General features: G+C 71.8%; 17 protein-coding genes and 1 tRNA gene. 9 read left to right on the top strand and 9 right to left on the bottom strand.

The genetic code is table 11. The features are described from left to right. Positions 1–26 precede the first annotated feature (26 nt). Positions 27–611 carry a helix-turn-helix domain-containing protein gene (locus tag V6U82_RS14685; protein ID WP_128138162.1) on the bottom strand — a complete coding sequence of 195 codons (585 nt, stop codon included), beginning with the start codon at positions 609–611 and terminating at the stop codon, positions 27–29. A gap of 80 nt (positions 612–691) precedes the next feature. Between V6U82_RS14685 and V6U82_RS14680 the strand changes: the two genes are divergently transcribed. From V6U82_RS14680 to V6U82_RS14665, 4 genes are all read left to right on the top strand, one after another. Further along, positions 692–1,660, top strand: a complete 969-nt coding sequence (locus tag V6U82_RS14680; RefSeq protein ID WP_334461517.1) for an NAD(P)/FAD-dependent oxidoreductase — start codon at positions 692–694, stop codon at positions 1,658–1,660. Positions 1,661–1,712: 52 nt separating this feature from the next. Beyond that, the gene (locus V6U82_RS14675) at positions 1,713–3,560 is read left to right on the top strand and encodes a glycoside hydrolase family 15 protein (RefSeq protein ID WP_334461514.1); all 1,848 of its coding nucleotides are present in this window, start codon (positions 1,713–1,715) and stop codon (positions 3,558–3,560) included. Positions 3,561–3,761: 201 nt separating this feature from the next. Then, positions 3,762–5,513, top strand: a complete 1,752-nt coding sequence (locus tag V6U82_RS14670) for an ABC-F family ATP-binding cassette domain-containing protein (protein ID WP_334461512.1) — start codon at positions 3,762–3,764, stop codon at positions 5,511–5,513. Positions 5,514–5,692: 179 nt separating this feature from the next. Further along, positions 5,693–6,202: a DUF3592 domain-containing protein gene (locus tag V6U82_RS14665; RefSeq protein ID WP_334461511.1), complete on the top strand. Its 510-nt coding sequence runs from the start codon at positions 5,693–5,695 to the stop codon at positions 6,200–6,202. Between the two features lie 4 nt (positions 6,203–6,206). Here V6U82_RS14665 and V6U82_RS14660 read toward each other — a convergent pair whose 3' ends face one another. Together V6U82_RS14660 and V6U82_RS14655 are read right to left on the bottom strand one after the other, a co-directional pair. After that, on the bottom strand, positions 6,207–6,446 hold the full coding sequence (locus tag V6U82_RS14660) for a hypothetical protein (RefSeq protein WP_374226025.1): 240 nt from the start codon (positions 6,444–6,446) through the stop codon (positions 6,207–6,209). 524 nt (positions 6,447–6,970) lie between these two features. Continuing rightward, complete coding sequence (locus V6U82_RS14655; protein WP_334461509.1) at positions 6,971–8,167, bottom strand: helix-turn-helix domain-containing protein; 1,197 nt, start codon at positions 8,165–8,167, stop codon at positions 6,971–6,973. A gap of 152 nt (positions 8,168–8,319) precedes the next feature. Here V6U82_RS14655 and V6U82_RS14650 point away from each other — a divergent pair, with 152 nt between their 5' ends. From V6U82_RS14650 to V6U82_RS14640, 3 genes are all read left to right on the top strand, one after another. Further along, positions 8,320–9,069 (top strand): XRE family transcriptional regulator, encoded by a 750-nt coding sequence (locus tag V6U82_RS14650; RefSeq protein WP_334461507.1) that lies wholly within the window; start codon positions 8,320–8,322, stop codon positions 9,067–9,069. Between the two features lie 77 nt (positions 9,070–9,146). Next, positions 9,147–9,605, top strand: a complete 459-nt coding sequence (locus V6U82_RS14645; protein ID WP_334461505.1) for a hypothetical protein — start codon at positions 9,147–9,149, stop codon at positions 9,603–9,605. Between the two features lie 423 nt (positions 9,606–10,028). Further along, positions 10,029–10,895, top strand: a complete 867-nt coding sequence (locus tag V6U82_RS14640) for a hypothetical protein (RefSeq protein WP_128138071.1) — start codon at positions 10,029–10,031, stop codon at positions 10,893–10,895. A gap of 237 nt (positions 10,896–11,132) precedes the next feature. Here the strand turns inward: V6U82_RS14640 and V6U82_RS14635 are convergent. From V6U82_RS14635 to V6U82_RS14615, 5 genes are all read right to left on the bottom strand, one after another. Next, positions 11,133–11,204, bottom strand: a tRNA-Val gene (locus V6U82_RS14635). A gap of 83 nt (positions 11,205–11,287) precedes the next feature. After that, positions 11,288–11,755 carry a peroxiredoxin gene (locus V6U82_RS14630; RefSeq protein ID WP_128138072.1) on the bottom strand — a complete coding sequence of 156 codons (468 nt, stop codon included), beginning with the start codon at positions 11,753–11,755 and terminating at the stop codon, positions 11,288–11,290. Between the two features lie 83 nt (positions 11,756–11,838). Beyond that, positions 11,839–12,273, bottom strand: coding sequence for a DUF3052 domain-containing protein (locus tag V6U82_RS14625; RefSeq protein WP_013287823.1), 435 nt, complete (start codon positions 12,271–12,273; stop codon positions 11,839–11,841). Between the two features lie 110 nt (positions 12,274–12,383). Then, positions 12,384–14,798 (bottom strand): transketolase C-terminal domain-containing protein, encoded by a 2,415-nt coding sequence (locus tag V6U82_RS14620; protein WP_442933441.1) that lies wholly within the window; start codon positions 14,796–14,798, stop codon positions 12,384–12,386. 188 nt (positions 14,799–14,986) lie between these two features. Next, positions 14,987–15,457, bottom strand: a complete 471-nt coding sequence (locus tag V6U82_RS14615; RefSeq protein ID WP_128139335.1) for a MarR family winged helix-turn-helix transcriptional regulator — start codon at positions 15,455–15,457, stop codon at positions 14,987–14,989. Positions 15,458–15,643: 186 nt separating this feature from the next. On the opposite strand from V6U82_RS14615, the gene V6U82_RS14610 reads away from it, so the two are divergent. After that, a complete protein-coding gene (locus tag V6U82_RS14610) occupies positions 15,644–17,287 on the top strand; it encodes an alkaline phosphatase D family protein (RefSeq protein ID WP_334461497.1) in 1,644 nt (547 codons plus the stop codon). Positions 17,288–17,327: 40 nt separating this feature from the next. On the opposite strand, the gene V6U82_RS14605 is transcribed toward V6U82_RS14610, so the two are convergent. After that, a complete protein-coding gene (locus tag V6U82_RS14605; protein WP_030271630.1) occupies positions 17,328–17,732 on the bottom strand; it encodes a secondary thiamine-phosphate synthase enzyme YjbQ in 405 nt (134 codons plus the stop codon). A 189-nt stretch (positions 17,733–17,921) separates the two neighbouring features. Here V6U82_RS14605 and aceE point away from each other — a divergent pair, with 189 nt between their 5' ends. Then, positions 17,922–20,666: a pyruvate dehydrogenase (acetyl-transferring), homodimeric type gene (aceE, locus tag V6U82_RS14600; protein WP_128137292.1), complete on the top strand. Its 2,745-nt coding sequence runs from the start codon at positions 17,922–17,924 to the stop codon at positions 20,664–20,666. The last annotated feature ends 93 nt before the right edge of the window (positions 20,667–20,759 follow it).

The raw sequence follows: 20,759 nt of genomic DNA, 5'->3' as shown, positions 1-20,759 counted from the left end.
GCGGGCGCGTTACCGGCGCGCCGGTCTCAGCGGGCCGTGCGAGGGCGGGCGCGCAGGTGGGCGCGTTCGCCCTGGCTGCCGAAGAGGCTGAGGAACTCCACCCCTTCGCTGTCGGCGCGGCCGAACCAGTGCGGCACGCGGGTGTCGAACTCGGCCGCCTCACCGGGTTCGAGCACCAGGTCGTGCTCGCCGAGCACGAGCCGCAGCCGTCCGTTGAGCACGTAGACCCACTCGTACCCCTCGTGGGTCTTCGGCTCGGGCTCGGACCGGCCGCCGGCCGGGATGATCAGCTTGTACGCCTGGATGCCGCCGGCCCGGCGGGTGAGCGGCAGCATGGTCATCCCGTACGCGGCGACCGGCCGCAGGTGGATGCGAGGGTCGCCGGTGGGCGGGGCGCCGACCAGCTCGTCGAGCGTCACGCCGTGTGCGCGGGCCAGCGGGAGCAGCAGCTCCAGCGTGGGCTTGCGTCCGCCGGACTCCAGCCGGGACAGGGTGCTCACCGAGATGCCGGTGGCGGCGGAGAGATCGGTGAGGGTGGTCTCCCGCTCGCGGCGCAGCGCGCGCAGCCGGGGGCCGACCGCGTCGAGGGCCTGGTCGAGGTCGTCGTCCATGCCTGTCAGTTTGCCACATCAGCAACAGAGTTTGCAGCTTTGCCGTCCTCGACCGCAGTCTGGTCGCGGAGGTGGTCACGATGACCGAGAACTACGAGGTAATGGTGGTCGGCGGCGGCGCGGCCGGGCTGAACGGCGCGCTGATGCTCGCCCGGGCACGCCGGTCGGTGCTGGTGGTGGACGGGGGTGAGCCCCGCAACGCGCCCGCCGACGGCGTGCACGCCCTGCTGGGGCACGACGGTCTGCCGCCGGCCGAGCTGCTGGCACGCGGCCGGGACGAGGTGCGCCGCTACGGCGGGCACCTGACCGAGGGCCGGGTCGAGACGGTGAACCGCGACGGCGACGGGTTCGAGGTGGCGCTCGCCGACGGCCGCCGGATCCGCGCCGGGCACGTGCTGGTCGCCACCGGCCTGGTCGACGAGCTGCCCGACGTGCCCGGCCTGCGCGAGCGCTGGGGACGGGACGTGGTGCACTGCCCGTACTGCCACGGCTGGGAGGTGCGCGAGCGGCCGATCGGGGTGATCGGCACCGGCCCGATGTCGGTGCACCAGACGCTGCTGTTCCGGCAGTGGAGCGACGACGTGGTCTACCTGCGGCACACCGCGCCGCCGCTCACCGACGAGCAGGCCGAGCAGCTCGCCGCGCGCGGCGTGCAGGTGGTCGAGGGTGAGATCGCGGCCGTCGAGACGGCCGGGGACCGGCTGACCGGGGTACGTCTGCGCGACGGCCGCACGGTCGGCCGCGAGGTGCTGACCGTCGCGCCCCGGATGGTGGCGCGCACCGGGTTCCTGGCCGGACTGGGCCTGCGCCCGCAACCGCACCCCAGCGGGATGGGCGAGTACCTGCCGGCCGACGAGTCGGGGCGGACCGATGTGCCCGGGGTGTGGGTCGCGGGCAACGTGACCGACCTGTCGGCGCAGGTCGGGGCTGCCGCGGCGGCCGGGGCCCGGACCGCGGCGATGATCAACGCGGACCTGGTGAACGAGGAGACCCGCCGGGCGGTCGAGGCACGGCGGAGGGTGGGTGACCACGAATCCCCTCTAACCTGACAATTCTTCCCTTAGGTTGGAGCGCAGAGGCGGCTGACACCGGGGGGGCGACGTGAAGGGCTATCCGGCGATCGAGGATCACGGGCTCATCGGCGACCTTCAGACCGCGGCGCTGGTGACCTGTGACGGGACGATGGACTGGTTCTGCGCGCCGCGCTTCGACTCGCCGAGCATCTTCGCCGCGCTGCTGGACAAGGACAAGGGCGGCTTCTTCCAGATCGCCCCGCACGAGGTCCGGTACGTCACCAAGCAGCTCTACCTGCCCGGCACACCGATCCTGATCACGCGGTTCATCAGCGCGGACGGCGTCGCCGAGGTGATGGACTTCATGCCGGTCACCGGCGAGCGGGTCACCGACTCGCACCGCATCGTGCGCATGGTCAACATGGTGCGCGGCAGCATGCGCTTCCGGGTGGAGTGCCGGCCCCGGTTCGACTACGCCCGGCAGAACCACGAGCTGGAGCGGCACCGCAACGGCTACCTGTTCCGCAGCCCGTCGGGGACGCTCACCTTCAACCCGATCGACCCGGTGCGGCAGCTCTGGGCCCAGACCGGCGAGATCCGCATGGAGGGCGGCGACCTCATCGCGTACGGCACGCTCAACGAGGGCGACACCGGCGGGGTGATCCTGGAGACCGGCAGTGAGGAACCCCGGATCATCCCGCCGGAAGAGGTCCAGGGCATGTTCGAGTGGACCCGGGACTACTGGCGGCGCTGGGTCGAACGCTCCCGCTACACCGGCCGCTGGCGGGAGATGGTCGAGCGCTCCGCCATCACGCTCAAACTCATGACGTACGCGCCGACCGGCGCGATGATCGCCGCCCCGACCGCCGCGCTGCCCGAGCTGGTCGGCGGCTCCCGCAACTGGGACTACCGCTACACCTGGGTACGCGACACCTCGTTCTCGGTGCACGCCCTGCTCGGCCTCGGGTTCACCGAGGAGGTCAGCCGGTACATGGACTGGCTGGACGAGCGCATCCGCGAAGCCGGCGACCACCAGGACCCGCTGAAGATCATGTACCGGGTGGACGGCTCCTCCGACCTGCACGAGGAGGTGCTCGACCACCTGGAGGGATATCGGGGCTCCCGCCCGGTACGAATCGGCAACGGTGCCGCCGACCAGCTCCAGCTCGACATCCACGGCGAGGCGCTGTACGCCATGCACCTCGCCGACGAGCAGGGCATCCGCGTGTCGCACCAGGTGTGGAAGAGCACCGTGCGCCTGGTCGACTGGCTCTGCCACAACTGGGACAAGCGCGACGCCGGGATCTGGGAGAGCCGGCACCACCCCCGCAACTACACGTTCGGCCGGGTGATGTCCTGGGTGGCGCTGGACCGGGCCATCCGGCTGGCCACCCGCACCGGCCGACCCGGGGACATGAGCTGCTGGACCGAGCAACGCAACCGGATCTACAACCAGGTCATGGCCCGCGGTTTCCACCGGGAACGCGGCAGCTTCGTGCAGGCGTACGACGAGAACGTGCTCGACGCCGCCCTGCTCTACATGCCGGCGGTCGGGTTCGTCACGCCCAGCGACCCGCTCTGGCTGTCCACGCTGGAGTCGATCGAGCGCGACCTGGTCTCGGACAGCCTGGTCCACCGGTACGATCCGCTGCACTCCCCCGACGGGCTGCCCGGCCACGAGGGCACGTTCAACATGTGCACGTTCTGGTACGTGGAGGCGCTGGCCCGCTCCGGCCGGCTGGACGACGCCCGGCTCACCCTGGAAAAGATGTTCACCTTCAGCAACCACCTTGGCCTCTACGCCGAGGAGATCGCCTCCACCGGTGAGCAGATCGGCAACTACCCGCAGGCGTTCAGCCACCTCGCCCTGATCAACTCGGCGCTGGCGGTCAACGACCTGCTCGACGCCGAGGCCCACGCCCGCCTCCGCCGGTAACTCCGGTGATCTCCCGTCCGGCTCCGGGTAGGGTTGGCCGCATGAGGTTCCACGCCGCCGTCATGAAGCCCTGGTCCCTCCGCTGACGGCGGCAGGGTGACCGGCTTCTTCTGACGTACCAGCTCTGCTCCGCCGTCCCGGCGTTCCCGCCGGGCGGTGTCCTCGCGCTGCCCGGCTCCACGACGAGCCGAAGAGCGGACTGTGAACAACCTCGACAACATCCCTTCATCCCCATTCACCTCGGGCGGCCTGCTGCCCGCCGGGCACCGGGCGCACGTCCGGGCCGACGGCGTCGGCGTCGTACGCGGCGGCCGGGTCGTGCTGTCCGACGTCGGCGTGACCGTCTCCGCCGGATCCCGCCTGGCGGTCGTCGGCGAGAACGGCCGCGGCAAGACCACCCTGCTCCACGTGTTGGCCGGCATCATCGCGCCCGACCAGGGCACCGTGGAACGGCTGGGCACGATCGGCGTCGCCCGGCAGCACCTGGAGGCGCGCAACGGCGAGACGGTGGGCACGCTCGTCCACGGGGCGATCCGGGAGTCCGAACGCGCGCTGCGGGCGCTGGACGCCGCCGCCGACGCGCTGGCCGAGGGCCGGGCGGGCGCGGACGACGCGTACGCCACAGCACTCGACGCGGCGACCCGGCTCGACGCCTGGGACGCGCAGCGTCGCGTCGACGTGGCACTGGCCGGTCTCGACGCCTGCCCGGACCGGGACCGCCCGCTGGCGACGCTGTCGGTCGGCCAGCGCTACCGGGTGCGGCTGGCGTGCCTGCTCGGGGCCCGGGTCGACCTGCTGATGCTGGACGAGCCCACGAACCACCTCGACGCGGACAGCCTGGCCTTCCTCACCGCGCGGCTGCGCGAGCATCCGGGCGGCGTGGTGCTGGTGACCCACGACCGCGCGCTGCTGCGGGACGTGGCCACGGAGTTCCTCGACCTCGACCCCAGCGCCGACGGCCGCCCGCGCCGCTACGCCGGGGACTACACCGCCTGGCAGGACGGGCGCAGCCGGGACTTCGCGCACTGGGTACGCGACCACGAGGCGCAGCAGGCCGAGCAGCAGCGCCTTGCCGACGCGGTACGGGAGGCGCAGGGCCGGCTCAGCACCGGCTGGCGTCCGGAGAAGGGCCACGGCAAGCACCAGCGCCAGTCCCGCGCCCCGGGGCTGGTCCAGGCGCTGCGACGCCGGCAGGAGGCGCTCGACGCGCACCGGATCACCGTCCCGGAGCCACCGCAGCCGCTGCGCTGGCCGCCGCTGGACACCCGGGCCGGACTGCCGATCCTGCGGTGCCACGACGTGACGGTGACCGGGCGCCTGCGTACCCCTGTCACGCTCACGCTCGACGGCGGGGACCGCCTGCTGGTGACCGGGCCCAACGGCGCGGGCAAGTCGACGTTGCTCTCCGTGCTGGCCGGCGACCTCGCGCCGTCGACCGGCGAGGTCCGTCACCCGTCCGGCGCGCGCGTGGCGTACCTCGGTCAGGAGGTGCCCGACTGGCCGTCCGGGATGCTCGCCCACGACCTGTACGAGCAGCACGTGGGCCGGCTGCGCTCCACCGGGCGCCTCGGCTCCGGCACGCCCCTGCCCCTGGGCGCGACGAACCTGCTCGACGCCGACGCCCGGCGTACCCCGGTCGGCCGGATGTCGCTGGGACAGCAACGGCGGCTGAACCTGGCGCTGCGCCTGGCCGAACGTCCCGACCTGCTGATCCTCGACGAACCCACGAACCATCTGTCCGCGCCACTGGTCGACGACCTCACCGCGGCCCTGCTGACGACCAGGGCCGCGGTGGTCGTCGCCACCCACGACCGGCAGATGCTCCACGACCTGGCGGCCTGGCCGGCACTGCCGCTCACCGCCCCGGCCCCGGACCGGCGGGTGACGGCGTTCGCGCCCCCGGCGACGCCGGGTCGTCCGGTCACGGAGGGTCATGCCCCTCCGGAAGAGTGATACTTCGAGCGGTATGCCTGAGAGTCATAAATATGCCTCTCAGGCATATCGACTTCTCGTCACCACGTCCTCACCGGGCCGGCGCTGCCCGCGCCACTGCCGGAGCGCGCCGGCCGGGTGCCCGGCTGGACCGGCTGGCTACTGTGGGATCCCGGGACAGTCGGCGAAGGAGCGGCGGGATGGCTGTCGACGGAGCGGACGCCGGGCACGTCGGCCGCCCCTCGCGCTACGAGGAGGCCGTCCTCGGCCTGCTGCGGGGCGACGGGGCGACCGTGCTGACAGCCGGCCTCTGGCTGCTCGTCACGTCCCTGTTCACCGGGCTGTTCCTGACCTTCGCCGGCTGGCAGGTGTGGGAGAACCGCATGCTGGAGACCAGGGGCCGGATCGCCGAGGCGCAGGTGGTGCGCGCCAACTACGAGGGGCGCGGCAAGTCCCTGAACGTCGTCTACGTGTCGGGACCGGTGGGCACGACGGCGATCCTGGAGAACCCGGCGCACCGGCCGGCCGCGGGCGACGTGATAGCGGTCCGCTACGACCCCCGGCACCCCACCCACCTGCGGGAAGCCGACGCGCCGATCTGGCGGTGGCCGGACTTCCTGGTGACCGTGCCGCCGGCGGTGGTGGGCTGCCTCGTCGTACCGGCCGAGTGGATGCGGTTCCGGCGGCGGCTGCGGGAGCGGCGCGGCTGAGCAGTCACCGCCCCCGCGGACCGGCCTCCCGGGTCCACCCGACGAAGCGGCGGTGCAGCGCGCCGGCAGGCGCCCACGGCATGTCCTCGGAGGCCTGCACGAGGTAGGCGCCGAGGTAGAGGGCCAGCGACACGGGCGCACCGGCGTACTCCGCGCGCAGCTCCCGTCTCCGCGTGGGACACGGCCAGGGCAGGTCGCAGCCACCGCAGCTCCAGACCGGCATGACCGGGCCGTGGGTGGTCACCGCGCACCCTCCAGGAACCGCGCGGTGACCGCCCGCGCCTGCCGGCTGGTCGCCCATTCCACCTGCCAGCAGGGGTACGGCGTGAGCCGCGCCCACCACACTCGGCAGCCGGCACACATGCCGTCGAGTCCTCGGACGTGTACCGCGAGGATCGTCTCCTCCGGCCCGCCGCCGCCGGGCCAACGTCAGCGCGGCAGCGGACAGGTACGCGTCGTACGAGACGCGGCGCTCGCGCTCGCGCGAGGCGTCGCCTGCCGGGAACCCGTGCGCGCCTCGCGCCTGGTCCAGTAAGCGCCGCCGGGCGATCTCCTGCTCCAGCGCCTGGAGGCGCTCGCCGAAGCCGGACACCGCCGACGACGCAAGGTACCGACCGACGAGCCGCCGCAGGAACGCAATGGTCACCGTCATCCGTCCGGCCCTCCGTGGTGGGGCACGGAGGACATCTGCTGATGTGCCTCGATCCGCGCCCGGTGGAGATCCAGCGTCACGCCGCGCGCGTCCACGATCCAGGAGGTGACCGTCCGCTAACCAGGTGTGCTGTCCGCTGTCGATCGGCGGCCCGGTGCGTATTCGACGCACAGGTCACGCAACATCGCGGCCTCCGGCACGCCCGACTGCTCCACCTTCGCGAGCAGTTCCGCGGCTCGCCACCAGTTCGACGGCACCACCCGCCCGGACGCCACCGCCTGGGCCCCGAGCGCAACCGCCTCATCCGGCTCACCGGCGGCGACCAGGGCAAGTCCGAGGTCGAGACGCGCCGACGCGGAACGGCGAGGGCGCGCTCCCCCGTCACCGTGTGGATCCAGATCGGCCAGTACCGCCCGCGCCACCTGCTCAGCACCCGGGTCACCGGCCCATGCCAACGTCGTGGCCATATAGGCGGCGGCCTTCGCGGGGTCGTAGCGGTAGTGATGCTCGGCCCGTTCCGGTAGGGGCAGATTCGCCGTCAACCGCTCCACCCGCTCCAGCGCCCGCCGGGTGGCGGCCACATCACCGAGGCGCGCCCACGCGCGAGCTTCCTGAGCGGTCGCCTGAATCCTGGCCGAGCTGCCTTTCGGCGCGACCCGCTGCGCTTGGTGAGAGAGATCGAGTGCCGTGCGGTAGTCACCTTGCGTCAACACGTCCCAGGCCCGGGTCTCCAGACACCACGCCTGGATCTCCGCATGCTCGGCGTGCTCGGCGAGCTCACGAGCAGCGCGCAGATGAGCAGCCGCCGCACTGCGCTGCCGCAGGTCGATGTGAACAGTCGCCCGCAGCACCGCCAACCAGCCACCGGCGACCAACAGCCGGCGCTGCTGAGCAAGCGTGACCCGACCGTCCAGCAGCCGCACCACATAGGCCAGATGCCGTCGGACCAGCGGCAACAGATCCGCCGGTGTCATGGTCGGATAGGCACTGGCGAGGTCGTCGACGCCCTGCTCGATCCGTTCGAGCACCTCACCGCTGACATCACTGGCGGCTACCCTCGCCCGCAACTCGCCCGCCTCGGCCGCATGGTCGATCGGCGCATCGACCAGACGAGCTAGCACACCTCCGGCGTCGAGAATCCGATCCAAGTGGCGCGCCGTGTCGACAGTCGGAGCCTTGAGCCCTGCTTCCATCTCGTGCAGGTGGCTCTTGCTCCGATGGGCGAGCTGCCCGAGGGACCGAAGCGACAGACCACGCCGCTCCCGAAACTCGCGCAGAGCTGCACCGAATCGCGGATCGACGGATGAAGCCACAGCCCAGCTCCAAGCTCAAGAGGCCAGGCGAACTCACCCGGCCGCCATTCTGTCGACCGTACCCCGAAACGTCGCCCGTCGATGACCACCACCGGCCCGACTCGGCCAGATCGGCGGCGACATTACGGCGACACAGGGCTATCGTGTCGTTCATGGCCGCCCCCAACACGGTGCTGCGCGGCGTCCGTACCGGAATGCGCATGAGCCAGGACGACTTCGCCCGCGCGCTCCAAGCCGCCGGCCACCGCGTTGGCGAGCCCAACGACGCCAACAAGCGACTCGTCCAGCGGTGGGAGTCCGGTGCGATCGCCGCACCGCGCCCCGTCTACGCCCGCGCCCTGGAGGTCGTCACCGGTCTGCCCATCTCACTGCTCGGCTTCGCCGCCGTGCCCGGCGGGCACGTCGCCGACGACCAACACGGTGGCCACGACCTGAGCTCACCCGTATCGAGCCTGGCCACGCCGACGCCGTCCTCCAAGCCGGCCACGGCCCACAGGTCGTACGAGGGCGTGTGGCTCAGCCGCTACCAGTACTACTCCAGCGGCCGGGAGGAGTCCTTCGCCGGGCAGCACTTCGTCGTCCTGTTGCAGCACGGCGACAGGCTGACCGCGCGCAGCTTGCCCGGATCGGCGTCCTCGTCTCTGTCGCTGGACCTGACCGTGGACGGCGCCGTCATCACCGGCACCTGGGTGGAACAGACCGAGCCGGCCGGTTACTACCGGGGCGCCCGCTATCACGGGGCGATCCAGCTCCTGGCCGAGCCGACGGGCCGACGGATGGCCGGGAAGTGGGTCGGATTCGGCAAGGACATGGACGTGAACACCGGTCCGTGGGAGCTTGTCTTCCGCGACGCGTCAACCTCCAAGGCGACGCTGGACCGGTACAACACGCCAGCGACGTAGCAAGCGCCGCGCCATCGACTCGACGTCGGACCGGCGACGAACAACACTGCCCTCACGCACCACCTAGCCTCTCGGGCATGGAACGACTACGCGACCTCGCCGTCCGGCTGACGATGGACGAACCGGTCGGCGACGACCTGCCGATGGCGGCTGCTCACGCTCTGGCCCGGGGCGTCGACTCGCCGAGCCTGCGTGAGCTCGCCGGCCTGTCGAAGGGCCAGTCGCGGGAGGCGGTCGATCTGTTCCGGCAGGCGATGGACGAACTCGGCTCACCGGTGCCGGACGAGCGCGGCGCTCGGCTGCACCTCATGCGTCAGATAGCGGCGAGCATCGTTGCGGGAGAGGGTGACGCCGAGGACCTGGCCCACGAGATCTACTGCCAGGCGGCCGAATCCCAGTTGCCGGAGCTGCGACCCGTGGCCGATCGCTTCCTGGAGCTGTACGTCGGATGGGGCGCGGCGTACGACCAGACAAACGAGGCCGTAGCGGCCACGAAGGCGGCTGCCCAGTCTTTCCTGTACGACCATCCAGCCTGAGCGGCTCCCGAAAGTCTCGCCAACAGCGGTGATCGCGAGGAAGCGAGCCCTTGACCGGCTGCGGACACTGGGGGCAGGCATCTGACCCGGGGAGGTCGACATGCGTTCACGTCTGCGACCTCGGGCGGCGGTCTGCGCCCCGCGCTTGCCGACTGTCCTCGTCCTGGCCGGTTGCTGTCACCGTTGCTGTCGGCAGCCGCGCCCTGGCCCGCCTGTCCAGGAGCTGCCGGTCATAACCGTAGGCAGCTTGTCGCAGCGGACCTGGCGCGGCTGTGGTTCAACGGTTGCTGGGCGACGCGTCCGCTGAACGCCGATCAGGCAGGCGGCCGATTGGATCGGTGCTCTTCACATGACTTGGCCGGCGCTCTTAACATGATCAGCCGTCCGTCGCGTAGCCGGGCGGGGATCGGCCGGGGGTGTGGCGTGGGCAAGCGATCACGTGTCGAGTGGCACGACAACGGCGCGCTCATCTGGACTTGGGGGCTGACACTGATCGTGTCGGGCGTCGGGCTGCTGCTGTTGGGCGTTGCGGCGGTCCTCTGGGCGGTCCGCGCCCCGGCCGAGGTCGCCGATGGAGGCGGCAGATTCATGGTCCCGGCGATATTCGGTGCCGTCGCGCTTCTGGTAGCGGTGGCTGGACGAATCACCTCGGTCAACGCCCTGAGGTTCGCAGACTCGGCCCTGCCGAAGGTTCCCGACGAACTGGGGGTGACACACCACGTCGGGAGGCAGCGGCGCTCGCTACGACGTCGCAGCGGCATCGCCTACCTGTATATGGCGGTCATCGCTGGCGGGCTCGCCGGCGCCGCTCTGGTGAACTGGGATGAGCAGCCTCGCGCCGGCAGCCTGCTTGAACTGGCGCTCGCCGCGAGCGGCGCTGCCGGCTGCTACCTGGCCGGGCCGGCCGCCCGGTTCGTCGTCACACCGGAATATCTCCGCATCGAGACGGCGCTGCGCCGCATATCGATACCCCGGCACATGCTCGGCGACTTCTCCCAGCGCGGCGTAAAGATCCGTCTCGACCTGACCAACGGCGATCACGTCCAGTTCCGGGTCGACTCACCCATATTGGATGCCGGCAGCAGCAGGTACCGAACCAACGGGCGGACCCAGGCGCGCACGGTCGAGCGAATCGTGGCGATGCTACGCGACGTGACCAGCGCCGGTAGCACCGACAGTCAGGTCGTAAGAGCGCCGAGGTGGGCCATGATCACCCTCGCCGTCGCCGCCGGGGTGGTGTCGGTCGGAGCGTTCATCGCGCCATTCTTGCTACCGGCGCTTAGACCCTGACCGAGAGACGCTGCACAGCCTCGCGCTGGTGATCTCGCCCTGCTTGGCTTGAAGTCTCGAGGAGCGGACGATCATCGGGCGCCGTCGTCATCGTGAGGCTTCCAGCCGCACAGTTCCCCGCAACCGTGGACGCGGGGGCTGAGTCGCAGTAGAGCGGCCTCGCCCGACAGGCGCGAGCACCGCGAGAGCGTCGTGATCTCGCGCCGCCTCGGGGCGGTTTCCGCTGCTTGTGAAGGGTGGGCGCGGCAGGTTTCGAACCTGCGACCCCTCGCTTGTAAGGCGAGTGCTCTCCCACTGAGCTACGCGCCCGGAACGCCCGTACGGCGGGCCGGAGCGGCCAGCTTACCTGCCCGCCTCCGGCCCCGCGCAACGACGTGCCTGGGGTGTGGGACTCAGGCGGCGACGGCCTCGGCCAGCGCCTTGCGCCAGCCCTGCTGGTCGCGCGCCTCGCCGGGCATGTTCATCTCGGCGAACCGGACCACGCCGGCCTTGTCGATGACGAAGGTGCCCCGGTTGGCGATGCCCGCGACGTCGTTGAAGACGCCGTACGCCTGCGCCACCGCGCCGTGCGGCCAGAAGTCGGCCAGCAGCGGGAACTGGTAGCCCTCCCGGTCGGCCCAGATCTTGTGGGCGTACACGGAGTCGACGCTGACGGTCAGCACCTGGACGTCGTCGTTGACGTACTCGTTGAGGTTGTCCCGCACCTCGCACAGCTCGCCCTGGCAGATGCCGGTGAAGGCGAGCGGGTAGAAGACCAGCAGCACGGTCTTGCGACCGCGGAAGTCGGAGAGCCGGACCTCCTGGTTGTTCTGGTCCTTGAGCAGGAAGTCGGGCGCCTCGGCGCCAACCTCGATGGGCATGCGTGCTCCCTCGGGGATCGGGTCTGGAGATGATCAGCCTGCCACACCCGGCGACCTCGGTCGCCGGGTGTCGGGCGCCGCCCCTACTTCTTGCTCTTGGACCCGCGCCGCATGACGAGGCGGGCTCCGCTCCAGTCGCGGCCGGCGTTGATGGTGGAGGTCTGCTGGAGCCCGGCGGTCTGCGCGCTCTCCGCGACCTCGCTCGGCTCGACGTGGCCGTCGCGGCCGGCCTTCGGGGTCAGGAGCCAGACCACGCCGTTGTCCGCGAGCGGCCCGAGGGCGTCGACGAGGAGCTCGAACAGGTCACCGTCGCCGTCTCGGTGCCAGACCAGAACCGCGTCGACCACCTCGTCGGTGTCCTCGTCGACGAGTTCCCCACAGCGGTCGGTCAGGGCGTCCCGGAGATCGGTGTCGACGTCGTCGTCGTAGCCCATCTCCATGACGACCATGCCCGGCTCGATACCGAACCGGTCCGCCAGGCTGCGTACCCCGTCGGCCTGGCCAGCGGTCGCGCTCACTGTCGAGTGCCTCCTCATCTATCCCTGCTCGTGGCGTCGGGTGACACCGTCGGGCTCAGTCCACACAGTTGCGGCTCGCCGCGCAAGTGGCGCACCGGGTGGAACGGAATTTACCGTGCCAGCAGCGTACGGGCACCCTGGGTGATGGCTTCCGCGGAGACCAGAACCTGACGGGCAGCCGGACCTAATGGTACAAACGAGTCAAGTGCGGCTACGCGGCGCGCGGCGCCCACGTATCCGGTGTCGACGAGTGCGGACAGCACGCCCTCGCCCACCCCGCCGGTTCGCCGCGTCTCGTCCACCACCAGCACCCGGCCGGTCGCCGAGGCCTCCCGGATGATGTCGGCCACCGGCAGCGGGGCCAGCCAGCGCAGGTCCACCACCCGGCTGCCCACGCCCTCCCCGGCCAGCGTGGCGGCGGCGCGCAGCGACATCCGCACCCCGTTACCGAACGTGATGATGGTGAGGTCCTCGGCGGAGCCGATCCCGTAGACGCGGGCCCGCCCGATCGGCACGTGCCGGTCCGCCCAGGTGCCCGGCTCGGCGTACTCGGCGGTCCACTCGTCGTCACCGTCGGTGTACAGGTCACGCACGTGGTAGAGCGCGATCGGCTCCACGAAGACGCAGACGCTGCCGTCCACCCGGGCCGCCGCCAGGCAGGTACGCAGCATCGGCGCGGCGTCGTCCGGCCGGGCCGGCACGGCCACCACCAGCCCCGGTACGTCCCGCAGCGCCCCCAGCGAGTTGTCGTTGCGGTCGTGCCCGCCGAGCCCGTCCGGGCTCGCCAGGCCGGGCACCCGCACCACCATCGGGTTGCGGAACGCGCCCCGGGACAGGAACCGCATGGTGGCCGCCTCGCCGCGGAGCTGGTCCTCGGCCCCGTGCAGCGACGCGAGGTGGCGGATCTCGGGCACCGGCAGCAGGCCGGCCAGTCCGGCGCCCAGACCGAGCCCGAGGATCGAGGTCTCGTCCGGCAGCGTGTCGAACACGCGCGCCGCCCCGAACCGGTCCCGCAGCCCCTCGGTCACCCCGTACACCCCGCCGCGGGCGGCCACCTCGTGGCCGAACACCGCCGTACCGGGATGGTCGAGCATGCCGTCGGCGAGCGCGGCGTTGATGCTCTGCGCCAGCGTCAGCGGGCCGGTCAGCTCCGGCGGCTTGCCGCCGAACGCCTCCGCCCGTGCTCCGGCGCCCGGTCCGGCCGCGTGTGCCGCCGCCTCGGCGACCGCCCGGGACACCCGCACCGGCCGGCGCGGCGCCAGTTCCCGCACGATCTCGACCGGGGAGGCGAGCTTCGGCTCGTCCAGCACCTCCTCGGCGACGCGGCGCAGTTGCCAGCCCCGCTCGTCGTAGCGGGCCAGCAGTTCCTCGCCACCGGCGTACCCGGAGGTCACCAGCAGCCGCGCGGTGGCCAGCAGCGGGTCGCGGGCCGCGTCGCCGTCACCCTGCTCCATCAGCCGGACCGTGCTCAGGTGCAGCACGGCGGGCCGGCGCTGCCGGCGTACCCAGTCGGCCGCCTCCGCCGCGATCCGGTAGGTCGCGGCCACGTCAGTGCCGTCGGCGGCGAAGTACCGGATGCCGGGCCGGGACCGCAGCGTGGCGGCCACCCAGCCCTCGGCGGAGGCGCCGCTGTCCGCGCAGACGAACAGCACCGGGATGCGCAGGCCGGTGTGGTCGTACCAGCCGGTCGTGTTCAGCGCGGCGGTGGCCGTGGCGTGGTCGACCGCGGCGTCGTCGAAGGAGCAGACGACCACGGCGTCGGCGGGCCAGGGCGCCGCGTCGGCCTCGCCGTCGGACGCCCGCGCGCCGCGGCGCAGCCGCTCCAGCGCGAGCCCCAGGCCGACGGCGCGCGGCAGGTGCGAACCGGCGGCCGAGGTGGTCGGCACGACCGCCAGGTCGGCGCGGCCGAAGACCTTCGCCCGGCCGCCGGCTGCGGGTTCCTCGGCGGAGGCGACGATGCCGCGCAGCACGTCGCGCGCCGCCGCCGCGAACGCGTCGTCGGGCGCGGGCTGCGGCAGATCGGGTACGACGACAGTCGCGTCACCGTCGGCGTCCACCACGATCCCGGCGCCCGAGGGGAGGCTCCCCGCCTCCCCTCCCGCCCCCGGGTCAGCGTCGAGATCTTGGTAGGAAACGGCCCCCATAGGGGCACTTTCGCTCCAAGATCTCTCCGCGTCCCGATTGGTGGAACGCTTCTCCCGGGAAGTGGTATCGGGTGAGGTGCCGAGGTCGGTAGCACCGGGAGCGGCGTCCGGCGAAGCGGTGAAGGCGGTGTCGGCAGCGGGGGCGGGTGGCGGCGGCGCGGGTGGGAACGCGCCGGCGGCCTGGGCGGCGCGCAGGCAGTAGAAGGCGCCGGAGCGGGCGTGCAGCAGCGCGGGGTCGGTCGGCCGCAGCGCGGCGGCCACCGCGGCGTCGCCCTCGTGACCGGCCGACTCGACGGTGAAGTACCCCTCGCCGAAGCCGGACAGCCACCGCCCGGCCAGGTCGAGCAGCCGGCTGGTCACCTGCGCGTCGAACAGGGCCAGCGTCTGCGCCCCGGTCAACGGCCCGCCGTCGGGCAGCGGTTCGCCCAGGTCGCGCCGCTGGTCGGGCGCCCCGAGCGCGGCCAGTTCGGCTCGGAGCCGGTCGTCGAGATCGTGCGGGGTGGTCACGCGGACAGCATTACCGACTCGGGGCCGCCTCGCCCACTCGGACACGTTCCGCCCGGCGTGGCTCAGACCTGCCCACACTCCTGCGGGCAGCCTCCGTCGGAGACCTTGAGCACCAGGTCCCGCAGTGTGGCCAGTTCGTCGGTGCTCAGCCCGTCGAGCAGTCGGGAGTCCGACATCACCTGGCGGAGCCGTTCGCGTACCTGCCGCCCCCGCCGGGTGACCACGAGCGCCTTCTGCCGCCGGTCGGCCGGGTCGGTACGCCGTTCCACCAGTCCCGCCTGCTCCAGCTTGTCGGCCAGGCCGGTGACGTTGGACCTGTCGCAGCCGAGCTGCTCGGCGAGGTCACGGGCCGGGAGCGGACGGTCCGGGTCGAGCTGGTGCAGCGCCCGGGCGACCGCCGGGGTGAGGCCCAGCGCCGCGATCCCCTCGTCCTGGTGGTGCCGCATCGCGGCGGCGACGTGCAGGATCCGGCGCACGGTCTCCCCGGCCAGCTCCGCCCGGCTGTGGACGGTGGGAACGGTGGATTGCGCCATCCGATCATCGTATGGGCGAGTCGATCTTCGATCAGCCGAACGGTCAGGCACCTCCTGCAACCGATTGCCGATCATGAAGCGCTGTTCGACGAAAATTCCCGGCCGGTCGTCCGCGCGTCACCTTCCGGCCATCGACGTCCGTGAGGCTGCCCGGAGTCGACGAACCGGATTCCCGGGAGGAAAACCGTGGCTCTGTCCCGACGTACCATCCTGCTCAGCGGCGCGGCGCTCGGCGCCGCCGGCGTGGCGGCCGGCCTGCCGGTCGCGGCCGCCGCGTCGCCCGGCCCACTGCGCCGCGACCCGTTCACGCTCGGCGTGGCCTCCGGCGACCCGGACCACGAGGGCTTCGTGCTCTGGACCCGGCTGGCGCCGGAGCCGCTGGCCGAGGACGGCCTGGGCGGCATGCCGTCGCGGGCCGTGCCGGTGAACTGGGAGGTGGCCGCCGACGAGCGCTTCCGGCACGTGGTGCGCCGCGGCGTGGCCCTGGCCCGGCCGGAGTCGGCGCACAGCGTGCACGTCGAGCTGGGCGGCCTGCTGCCCGGACGCGAGTACTTCTACCGGTTCCGGGCGCAGCGCTGGATCTCCCCGGCCGGGCGCACCCGGACCGCACCGGCGCCGTGGCTGATGCCGTCCGCCCTCGCGATGGGCTTCGCCTCCTGCTCGCAGTACGAGCACGGCTACTTCACCGCGTACCGCCGGCTGGCCGAGACCGAGCCGGAACTGATCCTGCACCTCGGCGACTACCAGTACGAGTACGCGAAGGGCACGTACACCGTGCCCGGCGGCAACCCGCGCGACCACGAGGGCCCGGAGACCCGCACGCTGGCGAACTACCGGCAACGGCACGCCCAGTACAAGACCGACGCCGACCTCCGGGCGGCGCACGCGGTCGCGCCCTGGGTGGTGGTCTTCGACGACCACGAGGTGGAGAACAACTGGGCCGACGAGGTGCCCGAGGCGCCCGATCCGGACTTCCTCACCCGTCGGGCGGCGGCGTTCCAGGCGTACTACGAGAACATGCCGTTGCGCCGCACCTCGATCCCGCGCGGCATCGACATGCAGCTCTACCGCCGGGTGCGCTGGGGGCGGCTGGCCACCTTCCACATGCTCGACACCCGGCAGTACCGGGACGACCAGGCGTGCGGCGACGGCTACAAGAGCTGCGCCGACGCGTCCGACCCGGCCCGCTCGATCACCGGCGCCGCGCAGGAGGCGTGGCTGCTGGACGGCTTCCGCCGCTCCGACGCCCGCTGGGACCTGCTCGGCCAGCAGGTCTTCTTCGCCCAGCGGGACAACAACTCCGGCCCGCTGACGGTGACGAGCATGGACGCCTGGGACGGGTACGCCGCCTCCCGGGACCGGATCACCCGGGGCTGGACGGCCGCCGGGGTGCGCAACGCGGTGGTGCTCACCGGCGACGTGCACGCGCACTGGGCCAGCGACCTGAAGCTGGACTACGCCGACCCGACCTCACGCACCGTCGGCAGCGAGCTGGTCTGCTCGTCGATCACCTCGACCGGCGACGGCGCGGACTCGCCGACCGGCTCGCACCCGTGGCTGGCGTTCAACCCGCACCTGCGCTTCCAGAACAACCTTCGGGGGTACGTGCGCACCACGATCACCCCGACCGAGCTGACCGCGGACTTCGACGTCCTGCCGTACGTGAGCCGGCCGGACGCGCCCGCGTACACCCGGGCCACGTTCGTGATCGAGGACCGCGTACCCGGGTTGAACCTGACCCACGACCGGCCGCCGGCCGCGGCGCGCACCGCCGCCCCCGGCGTCGACCAGGGCCGGCAGACGGTGGAGGCGGAGACGGTCCGCCCGTGACGGCGCGGCCGGGCCGGGCGCGGGCGCCCGGTCCGGCCGGTCAGCCGGCCAGGAACGAGAAGCGCACCTGACGGTCGGGGTTGTCGCCGTTGGTGTCGACCAGGCAGATCGACTGCCAGGTGCCGAGCTGGAGCCGCCCGCCGAGCACCGGCAGCGTCGCGTACGGCGGCACGAACGCCGGCAGCACGTGGTCGCGGCCGTGCCCGGGTGAGCCGTGCCGGTGCCGCCACCTGTCGTCGGTGGGGAGCAGGTCGTCGAGCGCCCGCAGCAGGTCGTCGTCGGACCCGGCGCCGGTCTCGATGATCGCCAGCCCGGCGGTGGCGTGCGGGACGAAGACGTGCAGCAGGCCGTCGCCGGCCCCGGACACGAACCGCTCGGCCTCGCTCGTGATGTCCCGGACGGTCGGCCGGGAGCCGGTCCGGACGGTGATCACCTCACTGCGCATACGGCGCATTCTGCCGCAGTGCCCGGTTCGCCGCCGCGTCCGCCGATAGCGCATCCCGTGATCGCGCAAAGTTACTGATGGGTACCTGTGTTCAGCGTCGCGTCTGAGGGTGGGAGAGGTGACGACACGCGCCACCAGGGGGCAGGATGGCGCTAGAGACCTATCCCACACGAAACCGAGGGAACGCCTGTGGCTACGGAACGCAAGCGCCCGGTGATCACCGCTGGTCTGCCGAGCCAGCTTCCGGACATCGACCCTGAAGAGACCAGCGAATGGGTCGAGTCACTCGACGGTGTCATCGACGAGCGCGGGACAAAGCGAGCCCGGTACGTCATGCTGCGCCTGCTGGAGCGGGCCCGCGAGCGGCAGGTCGGGGTGCCGTCCCTGACCACCACCGACTACATCAACACGATCCCGCCGGAGCGCGAACCGTGGTTCCCGGGTGACGAGCACGTCGAGCGGCGGCTGCGGGCGTACATCAGGTGGAACGCCGCGATGCTGGTGCACCGGGCGCAGCGCCCGGAGATCGGCGTCGGTGGGCACATCTCCACGTTCGCCAGCTCGGCGTCCCTCTACGAGGTGGGCTTCAACCACTTCTTCCGGGGCAAGAACCACCCGGGCGGCGGCGACCAGATCTTCTACCAGGGTCACGCCTCCCCCGGCATGTACGCGCGGGCGTTCCTGGAGGGCCGGCTCAGCGAGAGCCAGCTCGACGGCTTCCGGCAGGAGCTGTCGCACCCCGGCGGCGGTCTGCCGTCGTACCCGCACCCGCGGCTGATGCCGGACTTCTGGGAGTTCCCCACGGTCTCCATGGGCCTCGGCCCGCTGAACGCCATCTACCAGGCGCGGTTCAACCGCTACCTGCACCACCGGGGCATCAAGGACACCTCCCAGCAGCACGTCTGGGCGTTCCTCGGCGACGGTGAGATGGACGAGGTCGAGTCGCTCGGCGCGATCGGCGTGGCCGCCCGCGAGGAGCTGGACAACCTCACCTTCGTGATCAACTGCAACCTCCAGCGCCTGGACGGACCGGTCCGCGGCAACGGCAAGGTCATGCAGGAGCTGGAGGCGTTCTTCCGGGGCGCCGGCTGGAACGTCATCAAGGTGGTCTGGGGCCGCGAGTGGGATCCGCTGCTCGCCGCGGACACCGACGGCGCGCTGGTCAACCTGATGAACACCACGCCCGACGGTGACTACCAGACCTACAAGGCGGAGTCCGGGGCGTACGTGCGGGAGCACTTCTTCGGCCGCGACCCGCGGACCCGCAAGATGGTCGAGGGACTGACCGACGACGAGATCTGGAACCTCAAGCGGGGTGGCCACGACTACCGCAAGCTCTACGCGGCCTACAAGGCGGCCACGGAGCACACCGGCCAGCCCACTGTGATCCTCGCCAAGACGATCAAGGGCTGGACGCTCGGCTCGCACTTCGAGGGCCGCAACGCCACGCACCAGATGAAGAAGCTGACGCTGGAGGATCTGAAGCTCTTCCGCGACCGCCTCTACCTGGACATCCCGGACAAGCAGCTGGAGGAGAACCCGTACCTCCCGCCGTACTACACCCCGGGTGAGAAGTCGGACGAGATCACGTACCTGAAGGACCGGCGTCAGCAGCTCGGCGGCTACCTGCCGACGCGCAGCACCGCGCGCAAGACGCTGGCCATCCCGGGCACCGAGCGGTTCTCCGACGTCAAGCGCGGGTCGGGCAAGCAGAAGGTCGCCACCACGATGGCCTTCGTCCGCCTGCTCAAGGACATCATGAAGGACAAGGAGTTCGGCAAGCGCTGGGTGCCGATCATCCCGGACGAGGCCCGTACCTTCGGTATGGACTCGCTGTTCCCGACCCAGAAGATCTACTCGCCGCACGGCCAGCGCTACACCTCGGTGGACCGGGAGCTGTTCCTGTCCTACAAGGAGTCGACCACCGGCCAGATCCTGCACGAGGGGATCAACGAGGCCGGGTCGGTGGCCTCGTTCACGGCGGCGGGCACGGCGTACGCCACCCACGGCGAGCCGATGATCCCGCTGTACATCTTCTACTCGATGTTCGGCTTCCAGCGCACCGGCGACGGGTTCTGGGCGGCGGCGGACCAGATGGCGCGGGGCTTCGTGCTCGGCGCGACCGCCGGCCGGACCACGCTCAACGGTGAGGGCCTCCAGCACGAGGACGGCCACTCGCTGCTGCTCGCCGCCACCAACCCGGCGGTGGTCGCGTACGACGCGGCGTTCGCCTACGAGCTGGCGCACATCGTGGAGAACGGCCTGCACCGGATGTACGGGGAGGCGCAGGAGAACATCTTCTACTACCTCACCGTCTACAACGAGCCGATCTTCCAGCCGGCCGAGCCGGAGGGGGTGGACGTCGAGGGCATCGTCAACGGCATCTACCGCTACTCCCCCGCGCCGCAGGTCGGCGACGACGCGCCGAAGGCGAACATCCTCGCCTCCGGCACCGGCATGCAGTGGGCGCTCAAGGCCCAGCAGTTGCTCGCCGAGGACTGGGGCGTCTCGGCCGACGTGTGGTCGGTGACGTCCTGGACCGAGCTGCGCCGCGACGCGGTGGAGTGCGAGGAGCACAACCTGCTCAACCCGGGCGAGGAGCCGCGGGTGCCGTACATCGCGCGGAAGCTGGCCGACGCCGACGGGCCGAAGGTCGCGGTCAGCGACTGGATGCGCGCGGTACCGGACCTGATCGCCCGCTGGGTACCCGGGGACTACACCTCGCTCGGCACGGACGGCTTCGGCATGTCGGACACCCGGCACGCGCTGCGCCGCCACTTCCACGTGGACGCCGAGTCGGTCGCCGTCGCGACGCTGCGCCAGCTCGCGCTGCGCGGCGTGGTGCCGGCCCACGTGCCGGCCGACGCCGCCCGCAAGTACGCGCTGGACGACGTCAGCGCCGCACCGGTCGGCGAGACCGGCGGCGACAGCTAGTACCCGTCCCGCGAGAAGGGCCCGGCGCCAGGCGCGCCGGGCCCTTCTCGTCCCCCGATGCGACGACGGCCCGGCGTCCCTGGCGGGAACGCC

The organism is Micromonospora sp. CPCC 205554, assembly GCF_036902745.1.
Taxonomy (GTDB): domain Bacteria; phylum Actinomycetota; class Actinomycetes; order Mycobacteriales; family Micromonosporaceae; genus Micromonospora; species Micromonospora tulbaghiae.
Note: the sequence above shows the minus strand (reverse complement) of the source record. Positions and strands in the feature narration are given on the sequence as shown.

Coding starts and splice junctions, on each gene's coding strand:
- V6U82_RS14685 (WP_128138162.1), bottom strand. CDS start 611: ATGGACGACGACCTCGACCAGGCCCTCGACGCGGTCGGCCCCCGGCTG.
- V6U82_RS14680 (WP_334461517.1), top strand. CDS start 692: ATGACCGAGAACTACGAGGTAATGGTGGTCGGCGGCGGCGCGGCCGGG.
- V6U82_RS14605 (WP_030271630.1), bottom strand. CDS start 17,732: ATGCGCAGTGAGGTGATCACCGTCCGGACCGGCTCCCGGCCGACCGTC.
- V6U82_RS14645 (WP_334461505.1), top strand. CDS start 9,147: ATGGAACGACTACGCGACCTCGCCGTCCGGCTGACGATGGACGAACCG.
- V6U82_RS14630 (WP_128138072.1), bottom strand. CDS start 11,755: ATGCCCATCGAGGTTGGCGCCGAGGCGCCCGACTTCCTGCTCAAGGAC.
- V6U82_RS14615 (WP_128139335.1), bottom strand. CDS start 15,457: ATGGCGCAATCCACCGTTCCCACCGTCCACAGCCGGGCGGAGCTGGCC.
- V6U82_RS14650 (WP_334461507.1), top strand. CDS start 8,320: ATGGCCGCCCCCAACACGGTGCTGCGCGGCGTCCGTACCGGAATGCGC.
- V6U82_RS14665 (WP_334461511.1), top strand. CDS start 5,693: ATGGCTGTCGACGGAGCGGACGCCGGGCACGTCGGCCGCCCCTCGCGC.